Source organism: Kosmotoga sp. DU53 (assembly GCF_001639905.1).
Taxonomy (GTDB): domain Bacteria; phylum Thermotogota; class Thermotogae; order Petrotogales; family Kosmotogaceae; genus Kosmotoga; species Kosmotoga olearia.
This window is the reverse complement of the sequence record NZ_JGCK01000032.1, coordinates 42,346-55,970: the sequence shown is the minus strand read 5'-3', so window position 1 is coordinate 55,970 and position 13,625 is coordinate 42,346. Positions and strand designations below refer to the sequence as shown.

Genomic DNA, 13,625 nt, shown 5'->3' with positions numbered 1-13,625 from the left:
CTTATATTCCAAAGATTTTTTTTACTTCGTCAGAAGCTTTTTCGGGTGTCCATGGTGGATCGAAAGTCAGTTCAACATCAACTTTGTTGACACCTTCTATCTGTTGAACCTTACTTCTGGCATCCTCGATGATAAAGCCTGCAAGAGGGCACATTGGTGTGGTCAGCGTCATGGTTACCTTAACGTTGTTTTCGTTGTCTATCTCAACACCATATACAAGCCCGAGGCTAACAATATCAAAGCCGATTTCCATATCGTAAACCTCTTTGAGAGCTTCCATCACCTGTTCTTTTGTCACAGCCGCCATGTTCTATCCTCCTATTTCGCCAACTTCGATTATTGCCTGTTCCCTGAAAGGAACAAAATACTGTTCGATAAAGGTATTCCATATGTTCTTCTTTTTCTCTTCTAGAAGCTTTTTGGAAATTTCATCACGAAGCTCTTCGAGAGATTTTTCTCCCGAAAGATACACAACATAATGTTTGGTTTCAGTGCTAATGACCTTTGGATACAGGCCTTTTTTAAACTCATCGAACAGGAAAACAGCTGTATCCGTACTAATTCCCGTTTCTTTTATCAGGTTTTCGTATGTATATTCCCTGTCTTCAACGTCGAACAGGGATACAGGATCATCGGAAGCCTTTGCGTTGTTTAAGAAAGTATACGCGGGAGCGAAGGAGTCAAACCCCTTTATTTTTAAGACAATTTTTTTGTTTGCTTTGTAATACTGAACGATCTCTTCCTCGGTAACGGTAGCATCGGAAGTCAGAGCCTGATAGATAGCGTCATAAGTTTGACGATACGCGGTTTCGTTCAAAACCCTGACTTCGTACATCTCAAGACCACCAGTATAGCCTTTAAGCGTGTAGTATAAATCGGCGATTTCAATACTTATGTTATTCTCCTTGAGATTTTGTATGATGATATTGTGAATTTTCTCTTTAAGAGCTTGCATATCGATGGCAACGTCAAGCTGTTTTGCAAGCTGAAGGAAGAGTTTTCTTTCGATCATCTTTGCGAGTACTCGTTTCTCATATTCTGTAAGAAGCGTCTTTCCGGCTTCTGTTGAAGTTAAAACCTCAGAAAACAACGGATCGACTTCTTCCACTTTTTTGGCAATTTCCATGTAATTTGGCATTACTTCCGCAAGAAACTCGTACATGGTTATCGGTTCTCCATTGACAGTAGCGACCGGAGTAGTTTTGTCGGGATTAATTTCCGAAGTGGCGAATATACCAGCGGAAAATAACACCAAAAGAGAAATCACAAGGAATTTTTTCATTGTTTACCCTCCTTTATTTCATTCCAGAGTTCATCAAGTTCTTTCAAAGAAAGCTTGTCGATTTCAAGATTCCTATCTCTTATGAGACTCTCAACAGCCCTGAATCGGTTCATAAATTTTTCCGTTGCTTTTCTCAAACTTACCTCGGGGTCAACCTCTATGAATCTTGAGAGATTGACCATGGAAAAGAGTAAATCACCGAATTCTTCATTTATTTTTTTCTTGTCGCCAGATTTAATGGCGTTCATGAGCTCGCTCCATTCTTCTTCGACTTTTTCCGTAACATCTTCAAGATTTTCCCAATCGAAGCCGACTGCAGCGGCGTTTTCCTGTACTCTTCTAGCAAGGCTGAGTGCTGGTAAAGCGTGATTTATTTCTCCAATCGCAGAGATCTCTTTCTTTCCCTTTTCTTCTGCTTTTATCTTTTCCCATTGTTGATAGGAGTACCCTTTAGCATTACCAAAAACATGCGGGTGACGCCTGATGAGTTTATCACTCAGTGTTTCCACGACATCATCAATGGTAAAAGCATTTCTTTCTGATGCTATCTGACTGTGGAAGATGATTTGAAGCAGCAGATCACCTAATTCTTCGGCAAATTCTTCATCGTTACCTTTATCGATGGCAGCGAGAACCTCGTATGCTTCTTCTATAAGATAGGGTTTCAGAGATTCATGCGTTTGTTCTCTGTCCCATTCACAACCCTTTTTACTTCTGAGTATTCGCATCAGTTCAACCAATTTTTCAAAACGTTTTCCGGTTTCCACGCGATTCTACCTCCGCTAAAACAACATTCCAACTCTGAAAAGCCTTCGTTCAGATATGACATCATTTTGCAACCAAGATAAAACGATCTCTCTGTTGAGCAGCGCCTTTACCGGGCTGAAGGTTAATCTGTGCCACAAGGTTGGGCCGTAGATTTTTAAAGCTTTCAAATGTTCTGCGGTACCGTAACCTTTGTTTTTGTCCCACGAATATTCAGGATAGAGCACTGCCAATGCTTTCATCAATCTATCTCTGAATACCTTTGCCACAATAGAGGCTGCAGCTATGGAAGCGCTTTTTTGATCTCCGGAAACAATACACTCACCTCTGTTGTTCAACTTCAAGTGTTTTCCATCGATAATCACATAATCGGGTTGTATTGGTAATTTTTTAATGGCACGATTCATGGCGAGTTTCGTTGCTTCAAAGATATTGAATGTATCTATCTCGTCGGGACTGGATAGTCCGATACCAACCTTTGCTTTTTTTATAATCTTATCGAATAGTTCTTCTCTGACTTTCTCAGTTAGTGCTTTCGAGTCGAATAATCCCTCAATTTTTTCGCCGAGGATAACCGCTGCTGCTACAACAGGTCCCGCTAAAGGGCCACGTCCGGCTTCGTCCAGACCCGCTATCACGCCAAACTTCTCAATGTACATTCTATCAAAATCAAGCAGTTCTTCTGTATTTTCACATCTCATAAGGTTTCAACATTCGGGTACTCTTCATCTTAGAGAAAAGAAGAGAGGGGTTGCGCCTCCTTTCCTTGGTACTGTTGTATCTGTTCCATTGTATAATGTTCCTGATATGTATAGATAAAACAGACATGAGCATTTTTAGTATAGGTTTATCAAAGAGCGTGGAATCATAACCAGTGTTGCCTGTTAGGAGTTCCCGGTACAGAAATGGTCAGTAATTTGATTATACAGCAATTAAAAACATACTTCTATGAGTAGCTTCCCCTGGCATTTTTTGAAGGTTAGGATGTAATGTTATAATTTTTCTAGAACTTGAAGCAGAGGTGGCGCGATTGTGAAGATAAGTAAAAGAACAGCTAGAGACATAGAACAAACTCTGAGATCCATATACATAAAGATAAAACGTGAAGGAAGAAAGGTGTTGAAGGACTTTCCCATAACACCTGCCCAATTTGATGTGCTCCAGATACTTTATTTTGGTGGAAAGCGAAGAATGAGTGACATAAGCAGGGTACTTGGAATAACAAAAAGTACCACGACAGGTTTGGTATCAAGGCTTATAGATGCAGGATTTGTGGAGAAGAAGCGTTCTGATGTTGACAGGAGAGCTTACATAATCGATATTTCTGAATCGGGGAGGGCTCTTATCGAAAAGGTTATCGAAAGAAGGATCGCATACCTTCAAACAGTGCTTTCAAAATTCGATAGAGATAGAGCTAAAGAATTGAAGCAAATTTTAAAAGAACTTCTAAACAAGATGGATAGTAGCGAGACTTTAAGGGGGAACGCAAGATGAAGAAAAATATTATTGTTTTGGTTGTTTTTCTTTTGTTGGTATCATTACTGATTGCTGCTGGTACGGTAAAAATAAGGGCGAAAAATATTGTTGGGTCTAAAGACCAGGTTTATCTCACAGGAGATGTTTATATAGAGAAAGAAGGAGAGGTTTCTGTTGAAACCGATGAGGCAACTCTCCTGGCGAAGAAAGGTAACTGGAATTATATTGTTGCAGAAGGAAGCACATATGCTCTTTTTTCAACCGGAGAAGCCACAGCTACTTTTCTCGAGTACAATATGGATACCTCTTCAGGAGTTATGAAAGGAGATGTAATTGCATCTTTGAAAGATGATAAGGGGAAGCAGAAGCTTCTTGTGAAGAACGCGGCTGAGCTTGATTTCAATCTCGATACTGAAGAATTCATAGGTGAAACTCTATCCAAGAAAGATCCAGCTTTTAAGCCCGTGCTCATATACTACCGTGATGAACTTGAAGCTCGAGCGCTTTATTTTGAATATCATGGAAAAAAGGGTATTTTCTATCTGAAAGGCGATGTCTACATTGTTGATAAAAAGAACAATAGAACCATTACAGCTTCAGAATTGACTTATAATACCACCAACGATACATTCGAAGGTAAAGACGTTTACCTCGAAATAATACTTGAGGAGGGTGAGCAATGATAGATATCCGTCTTGTGCGTGAGAATCCGGAAAAAATAAGGGCGGCTTTGAAGAATAGATGTGTAGATGAATCTATACTCGATGAATTGCTCGAGTTAGATAAGGCAAGACGCGAAGCTATAAGTACTTCCGATAGGAAAAAAGCGGAGAGGAACAAGATATCTTCACAGATCGCAAAAGCAAAAGCTTCAGGTGATGAAGCTCTGGCTAAAGAGCTCATGGAAAAGGCAAAGGACATCTCTGTTGAGGTAAAAGAACTTTCTGAAAAGGCGAAGAAACTCGATGAAGAAATGAGAAATAAATTGCTTTACATACCGAACATTCCTCACGAGAGCGTTCCTGTGGGCGAAAGTGAGGAAGACAATGTTGTTGTTAGAAAATGGGGTGAGCCAAGACAATTTGATTTTGACTCCCTCGCACATTGGGATCTTGGTCCCAATCTTGGTATGATGGATTTCGAACGAGCAGCGAAGTTAAGTGGTTCGAGATTTGTAATTCTAAGGAAAGAACTGGCCAGGCTCGAGCGCGCTCTCATTAACTTCATGCTCGATCTTCATACTAGAGAGCACGGTTACGAAGAAGTTGCTTTGCCACACCTCGTAAAAAGGGAAACAATGCAAGCCACAGGGCAGCTTCCAAAATTCGAGGAAGAAGCTTATAAAACCGATCCGGACGATATGTTCCTGATACCAACAGCTGAAGTTCCTCTTGTAGCACAGCACAGGGACGAAATTCTTAACCTGAACGAACTTCCGAGGAAATATACAGCTTATACCCCGTGTTACAGAAGAGAAGCTGGAAGCTATGGAAAAGACGTGAAGGGAATGATAAGGGTACACCAGTTTGACAAGGTGGAACTTGTCTGGTTTGTTCATCCAGATGAATCTTACGAAGCCCTTGAAAAGCTTACCGCTGATGCGGAAGAGGTTCTCAAAAGACTCGGGCTTCCATACAGAGTAGTGGCTTTGTGTACAGGGGACCTCGGTTTTGCTGCGGCTAAAACCTATGATATAGAAGTCTGGCTGCCATCTTACAACGCTTACAAAGAAATCTCGTCATGCAGTAATGTTGAGGATTTCCAGGCGAGAAGGGGAAATATGCGCTTTAGAGATAAAGACAATAAATTGAAATACGTCCACACCCTCAATGGGTCTGGGCTTGCTGTTGGAAGGACTCTGGTTGCCATCGTTGAGAACTATCAGCTTCCGGATGGAAGGATAAGAGTTCCAGAAGTCCTGGTTCCTTATATGGGAACGGAGGTAATAGGCTGAGTGCCAAACGCTTTCTTTGTCGAAAGGGTTGAAGAAAAACGACTTATATTTGATGAGATTGAAGCTCATCATATGAAGGTTGTTCGTGTAAAACCAGGTGATGAGCTTGTTGCCACTGATGGTAAAGGCACACTCTATGAGTTTGTTCTCCAGGAGCTTTCAAAGAATTACTCTGTCGGACGAATGCTATCAAAAAAGGTCTTCCATCACGACGATAGAACTGTTATCGTCTCTGTGGCGTCTATGAAATGGCTAAGGCTCCGTTTGATTTTAGAAAAAAGTACGGAGCTTGGTGCGGATCGAATAGAGATCTTCAATTGTGAGAGGACCGTAGCCAGAGTTGATCAAAGAAAAGTTGAAAAATTTCGTAGAATAGTGAAAGAAGCAGCCAAGCAAAGTGTTAATCCCTTTTTACCTGAGGTAGTTATCCACGAAAAACTGCCACGGTTCAATTCGGATGATTTGAATATTTTCCTGGACTTTAAGAAAGAGAGCATCTCTACCTTGCAAGAGAAAATAAGAGGGTCGAATGTTGTTCGGATAATAGTAGGACCTGAAGGTGGTTTCACCAAAGAGGAAATCCGTGAGATGCAGCAAGACTCCATTTCCGTTTCTCTTGGGTCGAGAATCCTTCGAACGGAGACGGCTGTGATAGCTTCTTTAAGTTTCGTAAATTTCTCTATTGGAAGAATGTGAAGAAGTCAGGGGGTGAAATAATGGGAGAAAAGAAGTTCTTTTCTCATGTTAAAGAATTAAAAGAGATCGAAAGTGAATACAGGGAAAAGCTCATGGAAGCGAAAAACCCACCTCAGGTTGTCGATGTTTTTATAGATACCACTTTTAAGCTATTAAAGAAAATCGTGCCTGATCTTGATCTGCGGCATATCGAACACATTAGCTTTGCACCGGAAGAAGAAATACCTTTCCATTTCGATAAACCTTTAAGAGAGCTGCTTGAGAGCTATTTCGATAACAGTGATTTGGAGCAGATAATAGCCAAGCTTGCCGAGACTGCGAAACATAGATATATGCAAATCCTGCACGATGAAGACAGAACGGATATGTTCAGGAGATGACAGGATGATTTTCACTTTAACACTAAATCCATGTCTGGATAGATACCTTTACATCGATGATTTAATAGAAGACGATACTGTTCGTGTTAAAAAAGTTAGTGATTATCCTGCTGGTAAAGGAATCGATGTTTCGCGCGTTATAAATGAACTCGGAGGCCATTCAGTCGCTATTGCATTACTCGGTGGGCATACGGGACAAATCATACAAAAAATGCTCAATGAAGAGGGTGTCGTTTACGCTTCGGTTTTCACCCACAAAGAAACGAGGGTCAACACCATACTTCAAAAGGGCAACACACAGTACCGTATGAGCCTCCCGGGACCGGAAGTATCCGATGAAGAAGAAAGGAAGATTATAAAGACTATCGATACCTTACTCAGGCAAGGAGATTTTTTGATACTCTCCGGAAGCCTCGCGAAAGGAATAAAAAGTTCTATTTACCTGGAAATTTGCAAATTTGCCAGGAAAAAAGGAGCAAAGGTATATCTCGATTCTGACGGGAAACCCTTAATGCTGGGGATAAAATGCCCACCAGACGGGATTAAGCCCAATCTTCATGAATTCTCGCGCCTTTATGGAAAAGTACCTGAAAGTCACGAAGAACTGAAAGACGCGCTAATAGAGGTAAGCAAGAAGTACGGGATAAACGAGATTCTGCTGACATTGGGAAAAGACGGAGCTCTTTGTTACGTCGATAATTCACTCTATCGTGTTAGCGTTCCTGAAGTTCCGGTTAAAAGTGCAGTTGGTGCTGGCGACAGTTTCCTTGCTGCTTACTGTATGTACAGGGAAGCAGGAGAACCTGTCGAAGAAGCTCTCAGGGTGGCGGGCGCGGCCAGCAGTGCTACAGTAATAACACCCGGCACAGAACTTTGCCATAAAAAAGATGTCGAAAAACTTATGAAAGATGTACAGGTAGAGCGACTTTGATGATTGAGACAAAGAACGAGAGCGGGTGCTGGAGACTGGAGAAAGCTGCTTTGCAGCGGCACGAATCTCTTCGAGATTGTCACGACCGGCTTCGCCAGTGATACGAACTCCTTCGGAGTTGACATTACTTAAAATAAGAAACAGTTGCCAAAATTGCTCATTCCAGACTTAATCCGTAATCCGAATTTATTGTAGGGGCACAGCATGCTGTGCCCTTTACTCAGCGGCGTAGCCGCTCCAAGCATCAATCAGCGAAACTGATTCCAAGCATCAATCGCAACAGCGATTCCAAGCGTCATTGCCAAAGGCAATTCCAGCATCTGCGCATGCTTTCCGCGCTTCAGTACGAGATCCTGAATCGAGTTCAGGATGACAAGTTGGCTTTTGTAAAATCAGTTTTATCAGTTTTTTCAACTGCAAAGCAGTTCGGAACAACCACGCAGTGGTTCGAAACAACTCTGAAAGAGTTCGCAACAACCGCTTGCGGTTCGTGTCGCTTCACTAACTGGCAGTGTCTGCAAGCGTCCGGAGCGTAGCTCTGCACTTTAGCTGTGAAGCGGCTCAAAGCATCTCAACCTTCAAATTCTCGCCTTAAAATTCCATAGCGAAGAATATCCCAGTACTTACCGTCAACGTATCTCGCTTCCCTTAATCTTCCCTCGAGTTTGAACCCGAGGCTTTCCATGAGTCTTATAGAAGGCTCATTGAATTCCATAACTTCCGCTTCGAGGCGGTAAAGATTGAAAGTACCGAAAGCAAGTTCCATAATCTTCTTTAAGGCACGTTTCCCATAACCCTTTCCCTGGTACTCCGGGACGATGAATATACTTATCTCCGCCTTCCGATTGAACCAGCGTATCGTTTTCAACGAGACTTCACCGATTACTTTACCTTCGGACTCTATCCTGAAGCTCATCTGAGAGGGCATAGCAAAAGGGTACATCCTCGTTTCCGACATATGCTTCAGTATCCTCGCATCTTCCTGGAGTTTCTTTAGTTCGGGATCGTCTGCTATTGTAGAGCGCAAAATGAGCTCACCATCATGAATAAGCACTATCGCTTGCCCCCTTTCAAAGCGATAAAGCTCCCCTTTTCAACTCCGATATAACCGCTGACCACATCACATTTTGCCATTAACAAGAAATAGATCTCCCTGTCCAGATCACTTAAACTCTCAAAATTTCCCTGGCCTTTAGAGATAACGACATCAGAACTGTAAAGAATATCTTTGAACTTCGGAGTAATTCTGTCTAGAAGCGTGCCCGGAGCATTGGTACCACTTTCTATAACAGTTGCGACCTCTTCGATACCTATGAGCCTCGCTTCCCTGATAGTTACATCATTGAGAACAGGGGCACTTCTTACAGCGAAGTACTTAACAGGGATATCAAGCAATTCAAGAAAAAGTTTATCCAGAACAGCTTCTCCACAATTATCCCCTATTACCAGGATACTCTTTGCCTTTTTCAGATCTGCCAAAAGTTTGTCGAGGTCATTGACCGCAAACCCCGTTTTAATGGATTCCTTAAGGGTTCTCATAACATTTATTTCATGCCCCGGCGCAAAATCTATGATGTTACCGGCAACAGAAAATCTCAAAGCAGTTTCGATAGGATTTGAAGATTTCAAAACTTCAGCTTTCAAATCATCATACAGAGAAAGTAGCAACTCATTAGCTGAATCCTTCATTTCGCGGTACAGATCAACTTCTCCAAAAAGCTCGGAGATAACGCACCTTATCTCGCGTCCCATATGAACAGGAGTCAGATCAAAACTATCGAGACTTAAGAGCCTCTCCATGAATCTCTTAACCGCTTTCTGCTGCGCCTCAGGGCTCACATTAGCTTTTTTCAGGATACGGATCAACGAACTCATATTACACGGAATACATTCGATAGAACTCCTCAATACTATCTCCTCCTGTCCTGTACTGACATAATTCTATCACCATAACAGTTACAGGGAAACGCATGTAAAAAAAACGAGGCCGCTCCGCGGCTGAAGTGCGGAGCTACGCTCCAGACGTTTGCAGACACTGTCAGTTAGTGAAGCAACACAAACCACAAGCAGTTGTCACGAACTCCTGCGGAGTTGTTTCGAACCGCTTCGCGGTTGACAAGCGCCTTCGGCGGATAGAACCAAAGGCGGATCTCGGGTTTTGGACTCTCGGTTCTCGGATCTCGATGTCGCGTACAACCTACAACGCACAACCTGCAACGATTTTGTATTTTCGCATTCTCGGTTCTCGAATCTCAGAGCCTATTCCTCTTCGCTTAATTCTGGGGCGTTTATTGGTCTGGGGTCAACCTCCAGCGGCTGAATGTCGGGTTCTTCTCCTTCTATCTCTGAATACTCTTTGAATTTTCTTGCTCTTGGGAGTAGTCGGGTTTCCAGTGAACCGACGGCTGTGTTGTAAGCCTGTACCAGTGACTTCAATCTCTTTCCGACTGTGTCGACATCGTTCAGAAATTTACTGAGCCTTTTGTACAATTCTTTGCCTTCTTCTGCTATTTTCTTGGCATTCTCCGTGAGCTGGAATTGTTGCCAACCGTAAGCGACTGATTTCAACAAAGCCAGGAGAGTTATTGGTGTGGTTATGAGAACCTTTCTTTTAACTGCGTCTTCTAGAAGAGTGGGATCCATTTCAAAAGCGGCACTCACCGCTGCTTCTAAAGGAACAAACATGATTACGAAATCTGGTGATTGCTGGAATTGTTCCCAATAAGCTTTGGAACCGAGATTTGTAATGGTTTTTCTCAGGTTTTTGATGTGTTCGTTGAGTTTTTTCTTCTTTTCCTCATCGCTCTGGCATTCCATTGCTTCCAGATAAGCGTTTAACGGTGCCTTTGCATCTACGGGAATAACGCCACCGTTGGGTAATTTTATTATCATGTCGGGTCTTCCGGCCTCGGTAACTTCCTGTTCCTCGAAATCTATGTGAGCAGTCATTCCCGCAAGTTCAACGATTCTCTTAAGCTGGAATTCTCCCCAGCGTCCCCGTGCGGTGGTGGATTTCAGAGAAGAGGTTAATTTTGTAATACCTGTCTGCAGTTCATTGTGTACTCGCGACAGTTCTTCAAGGCGTTTTTCAAGACCGCCATAGGCCTTTTCACGCTTGCTTTCAATCTCTCTGATGTTGTTTTGAAGAGTATCTAGGTTATTTTTCAGAGGGTCAAGGAGTTTTTCAAGTTCGGTTTTTTGATTGTCTATAAGGCCTTTAAGTTTGTCGTTTGCTTGATTCAGGAAGCTCTCAGTATTTTTCAACGCGACATCGCTTGCGAGAGCTTTAAAGTTCTTTTCGAGTTCTTCCTTTGCTTTTTCAAGCCAGCTCAGTTTATCATCGAGTGATTCTATGTCTTTCTCGTATTTTGCTTTTTCGATCTTTAGATGTTCGTTTTCGGCTCTCAGGGAGTCTATTTCTTTCAACAGATTTTGATTCTCTTCACGGTAGTGTTCGAATTTCGATTTTTCCTCGATGTTTTTTTTCAGTTCTTTGTACAATTTTAAAGCCGAGATAGCCATTATGATTGTAACCACAAGCGCTACCAGTGTGATAATCCAACTCAACAAGGAGATCACCAACTTTCATCTGTTTGATCTAATTCATTTTAGCATTTTGTAAGCAACACATGTATATTAATTACTCCCGCATACTCAAACAAACCTTCGCAATGTTTTACATTACAAATATAGAAGGCCTTAATTCTTATTTGTGGCATTAATTCAGCATTTTTAACCTTTAAGTACTTTTCAAATGTGTGTTATTCTCTTTGTGCTAAAAGGTAAATTAATCTTGGCGTATTCTGGTGGGGGGATCAATAATGGCAACTATTTCCGGGGTAAAAAGGGAAGATGTAAGAAAGGAAAACCCACTTTTTTCGAGGTTTAGAGTCACGATAGAAACACCTTTTTATGGAAACAATGTTGTTAATGTTACTTCTCTGAAAGAAGCGTACAAACTTGCAAAAAACTCACCCGGAACTATTGTTACAGATTTAGAGATTTTTGAACCGGAGAAACTTGGGCTTGACCCAGGGTCTAAGGTTCTTCTCTTCAATGATGGAGCGGTTTACGGAAGAGCCGCTGCTGCCAGAAGAATACTGGGTCAGAAAGGTGTGAATCCTGACAAGTATGCCTCTTTGCTGAGAGAGGCTGTGTACAACACGAGATATCGCAACCTATATCATGCGCAGGCTTTTGTTGGTCTTCATGAGGATTTCATCGTAAGAGCTCATATATTGATTCCTGAAGGGTATGAGAACCTTTTGTATAACTGGCTTCTGAATTTTCAGCCTGTGACCGAAACCTATATTGAGATGTATAGGCGTTCAAGAATCTTCGAAAATGAGGGCGATATCTTTGTGTTTTCTGATCCGGATTGGTCTGACCCTGAGCACCCTCTGGGATTGTCTTTCTTCGATACAGAGCATAACTGCGCTGCCTTACTCGGAATGCGCTATTTTGGGGAGTTCAAAAAGGGAACGTTGACGCTCGCCTGGAGCATTGCCAGCCGAAATGGGTACGTAGCATGCCATGGCGGGCAAAAGCGGTACAACCTTCCTGACGGCAGGAAGTTCGTTGTTGGTGTTTTCGGGCTCTCTGGTTCCGGGAAATCCACCATCACCCATGCACATCACGGTGATAAATACGACGTTACCATTTTGCATGATGACGCCTTCATAATATCCCTTGAGGACGGTTCTTCGGTGGCTCTTGAGCCGTCTTATTTCGATAAGACAGCCGACTATCCTTTAACATCTCCAGACAACAAATACCTTCTCAGTGTTCAGAATGTAGGTGCGACCCTCGATGATAAGGGAAGGGTGGTTATTGTAACTGAAGATATCCGGAATGGTAACGGTAGGGCGATAAAGTCGCGTTTATGGTCTCCGAACAGAGTGGATAAGTTTGATGAACCCGTCAGCGCGATCATCTGGCTCATGAAAGATAATAGTCTGCCTCCCGTACTAAAGGTGACCAACCCGATCCTGGCATCTGCGATGGGAGCGACTCTCGCAACAAAGAGAACCTCCGCCGAAAGACTCCCTCCTGGCGTTGATATGAATGCGCTTGTATTTGAACCGTATGCGAATCCTTTCAGAACATATCCGCTTTCTCATGATTACTATGGTTTTAAGGAACTTTTTGAATCGCGAAATGTTGCGTGTTACATATTCAATACCGGTTATTTCCTCGATAAGAAGGTTACAAAGGAGCTTACACTCTCACTATTAGAAAGCATAATTGAAGGAAGCGCAAAGTTTAAAAAATGGGGGAAATTCAGTGATTTTGAAATACTCGAAGTTGAAGGGTTTATACCTGATTTCAGTGATAAAGATTATAAAGATTTGCTGGAGAAAAGGATAAAGGACAGAATTAACTTCGTGATTTCGAAAGAAAGCGAGAGAGGCGGTTTTGATAAGTTACCTCCAGAGGTTCTGGAAAGTCTGGAAAAGCTCATTGTGGAGCTTGAATAAAAAGGGGGATTATCCATCCCCCTTTTTATTTCCAGCTATTTCAATTTTCAATAGTTTTCGACAAAAAGTTCAAAGTAGCTTCTCGCATGTTGGCAGGCGGGACACTTTTCCGGTGCTTCTTCAGCTTCAAGAACATAACCGCAGTTTCTACATTTCCAGAGAACTTTTTTGTCTTTTTTGAACACTTTTCCTTCCTCTACGTTTTTTACCAGCTTTAGATATCTTGCTTCGTGCCTTTCTTCCACTTTTGCGACTTGTCTGAATGTATTGGCGATATCTTTGAACCCTTCTTCTTCAGCGATGTCGGCAAACTTTGGGTAGAGTTTTGTCCACTCCTCGTTTTCGCCAGCAGCTGACGCCTTTAGGTTTTCAAGAGTGCTACGCAACTCAACCGGGTAATCGGCATCTACATGGATAGTAACGGGAAGCTCATCGACGTTTTTAACAATATGTTTGTAAAAGAGTTCTGCGTGTTCTTTCTCGTTATCCGCCGTTTCCTGAAAAATCGCCGCTATCTGTTCGTATCCTTCTTTTTTGGCGATGGAGGCAAAATAGGTGTACCTCATTCTTGCTTGAGATTCTCCAGCAAAAGCTTTCATAAGGTTTTCAAGTGTTCTGGTACCGTCAAGTTTTCCCACAAAAATTCCCCCTTTACTAAATATGT

The 13,625-nt window shown here is 42.2% G+C and carries 15 protein-coding genes; 7 read left to right on the top strand and 8 right to left on the bottom strand.

Features of this window, described 5'->3' with window-relative positions:
* Position 1: 1 nt before the first annotated feature.
* Genes DU53_RS04365 through DU53_RS04350 form a run of 4 tightly spaced genes read right to left on the bottom strand, consistent with a single transcriptional unit; the run spans position 2 to position 2,748 of the window.
* The gene (locus DU53_RS04365) at positions 2 to 307 is read right to left on the bottom strand and encodes a metal-sulfur cluster assembly factor (RefSeq protein WP_015868232.1); all 306 of its coding nucleotides are present in this window, start codon (positions 305 to 307) and stop codon (positions 2 to 4) included.
* Positions 308 to 310: 3 nt separating this feature from the next.
* The gene (locus tag DU53_RS04360) at positions 311 to 1,282 is read right to left on the bottom strand and encodes a SurA N-terminal domain-containing protein (RefSeq protein ID WP_063727671.1); all 972 of its coding nucleotides are present in this window, start codon (positions 1,280 to 1,282) and stop codon (positions 311 to 313) included.
* Positions 1,279 to 2,049 (bottom strand): nucleoside triphosphate pyrophosphohydrolase, encoded by a 771-nt coding sequence (gene mazG, locus DU53_RS04355; RefSeq protein WP_015868230.1) that lies wholly within the window; start codon positions 2,047 to 2,049, stop codon positions 1,279 to 1,281. The genes DU53_RS04360 and mazG overlap by 4 nt, the downstream gene beginning before the upstream one ends.
* Before the next feature lie 15 nt (positions 2,050 to 2,064).
* Positions 2,065 to 2,748 carry a ribonuclease HII gene (locus tag DU53_RS04350; protein ID WP_015868229.1) on the bottom strand — a complete coding sequence of 228 codons (684 nt, stop codon included), beginning with the start codon at positions 2,746 to 2,748 and terminating at the stop codon, positions 2,065 to 2,067.
* 331 nt (positions 2,749 to 3,079) lie between these two features.
* Between DU53_RS04350 and DU53_RS04345 the strand changes: the two genes are divergently transcribed.
* The 6 genes from DU53_RS04345 to DU53_RS04320 are packed head-to-tail and all read left to right on the top strand — an operon-like array spanning position 3,080 to position 7,484.
* Entirely contained in the window at positions 3,080 to 3,541 is a 462-nt protein-coding gene (locus DU53_RS04345) for a MarR family winged helix-turn-helix transcriptional regulator (RefSeq protein ID WP_015868228.1), read from the top strand.
* On the top strand, positions 3,538 to 4,206 hold the full coding sequence (locus DU53_RS04340) for an LptA/OstA family protein (protein ID WP_015868227.1): 669 nt from the start codon (positions 3,538 to 3,540) through the stop codon (positions 4,204 to 4,206). Before DU53_RS04345 ends, DU53_RS04340 begins: the two co-directional genes overlap by 4 nt.
* Complete coding sequence (gene serS / locus DU53_RS04335) at positions 4,203 to 5,477, top strand: serine--tRNA ligase (RefSeq protein WP_015868226.1); 1,275 nt, start codon at positions 4,203 to 4,205, stop codon at positions 5,475 to 5,477. The genes DU53_RS04340 and serS overlap by 4 nt, the downstream gene beginning before the upstream one ends.
* Positions 5,478 to 6,173, top strand: coding sequence for a 16S rRNA (uracil(1498)-N(3))-methyltransferase (locus tag DU53_RS04330; RefSeq protein WP_015868225.1), 696 nt, complete (start codon positions 5,478 to 5,480; stop codon positions 6,171 to 6,173).
* A 20-nt stretch (positions 6,174 to 6,193) separates the two neighbouring features.
* Positions 6,194 to 6,553 carry a hypothetical protein gene (locus tag DU53_RS04325; protein WP_063727670.1) on the top strand — a complete coding sequence of 120 codons (360 nt, stop codon included), beginning with the start codon at positions 6,194 to 6,196 and terminating at the stop codon, positions 6,551 to 6,553.
* Positions 6,554 to 6,557: 4 nt separating this feature from the next.
* Positions 6,558 to 7,484 carry a 1-phosphofructokinase family hexose kinase gene (locus tag DU53_RS04320; protein WP_063727669.1) on the top strand — a complete coding sequence of 309 codons (927 nt, stop codon included), beginning with the start codon at positions 6,558 to 6,560 and terminating at the stop codon, positions 7,482 to 7,484.
* Positions 7,485 to 8,055: 571 nt separating this feature from the next.
* Here DU53_RS04320 and DU53_RS04315 read toward each other — a convergent pair.
* The 3 genes from DU53_RS04315 to rmuC form a co-directional block, all read right to left on the bottom strand.
* Positions 8,056 to 8,538 (bottom strand): GNAT family N-acetyltransferase, encoded by a 483-nt coding sequence (locus DU53_RS04315; RefSeq protein WP_082853816.1) that lies wholly within the window; start codon positions 8,536 to 8,538, stop codon positions 8,056 to 8,058.
* Positions 8,538 to 9,392, bottom strand: coding sequence for a DUF89 domain-containing protein (locus tag DU53_RS04310; protein WP_063727668.1), 855 nt, complete (start codon positions 9,390 to 9,392; stop codon positions 8,538 to 8,540). The genes DU53_RS04315 and DU53_RS04310 overlap by 1 nt, the downstream gene beginning before the upstream one ends.
* Positions 9,393 to 9,743: 351 nt before the next feature.
* Complete coding sequence (rmuC, locus tag DU53_RS04305) at positions 9,744 to 11,051, bottom strand: DNA recombination protein RmuC (protein ID WP_148207988.1); 1,308 nt, start codon at positions 11,049 to 11,051, stop codon at positions 9,744 to 9,746.
* Positions 11,052 to 11,305: 254 nt separating this feature from the next.
* Here rmuC and DU53_RS04300 point away from each other — a divergent pair, with 254 nt between their 5' ends.
* Positions 11,306 to 12,961 (top strand): phosphoenolpyruvate carboxykinase (ATP), encoded by a 1,656-nt coding sequence (locus DU53_RS04300; RefSeq protein WP_063727667.1) that lies wholly within the window; start codon positions 11,306 to 11,308, stop codon positions 12,959 to 12,961.
* 47 nt (positions 12,962 to 13,008) lie between these two features.
* Here the strand turns inward: DU53_RS04300 and rbr are convergent, their stop codons facing one another.
* Entirely contained in the window at positions 13,009 to 13,599 is a 591-nt protein-coding gene (rbr, locus tag DU53_RS04295; protein ID WP_201029991.1) for a rubrerythrin, read from the bottom strand.
* Positions 13,600 to 13,625: the final 26 nt, after the last annotated feature.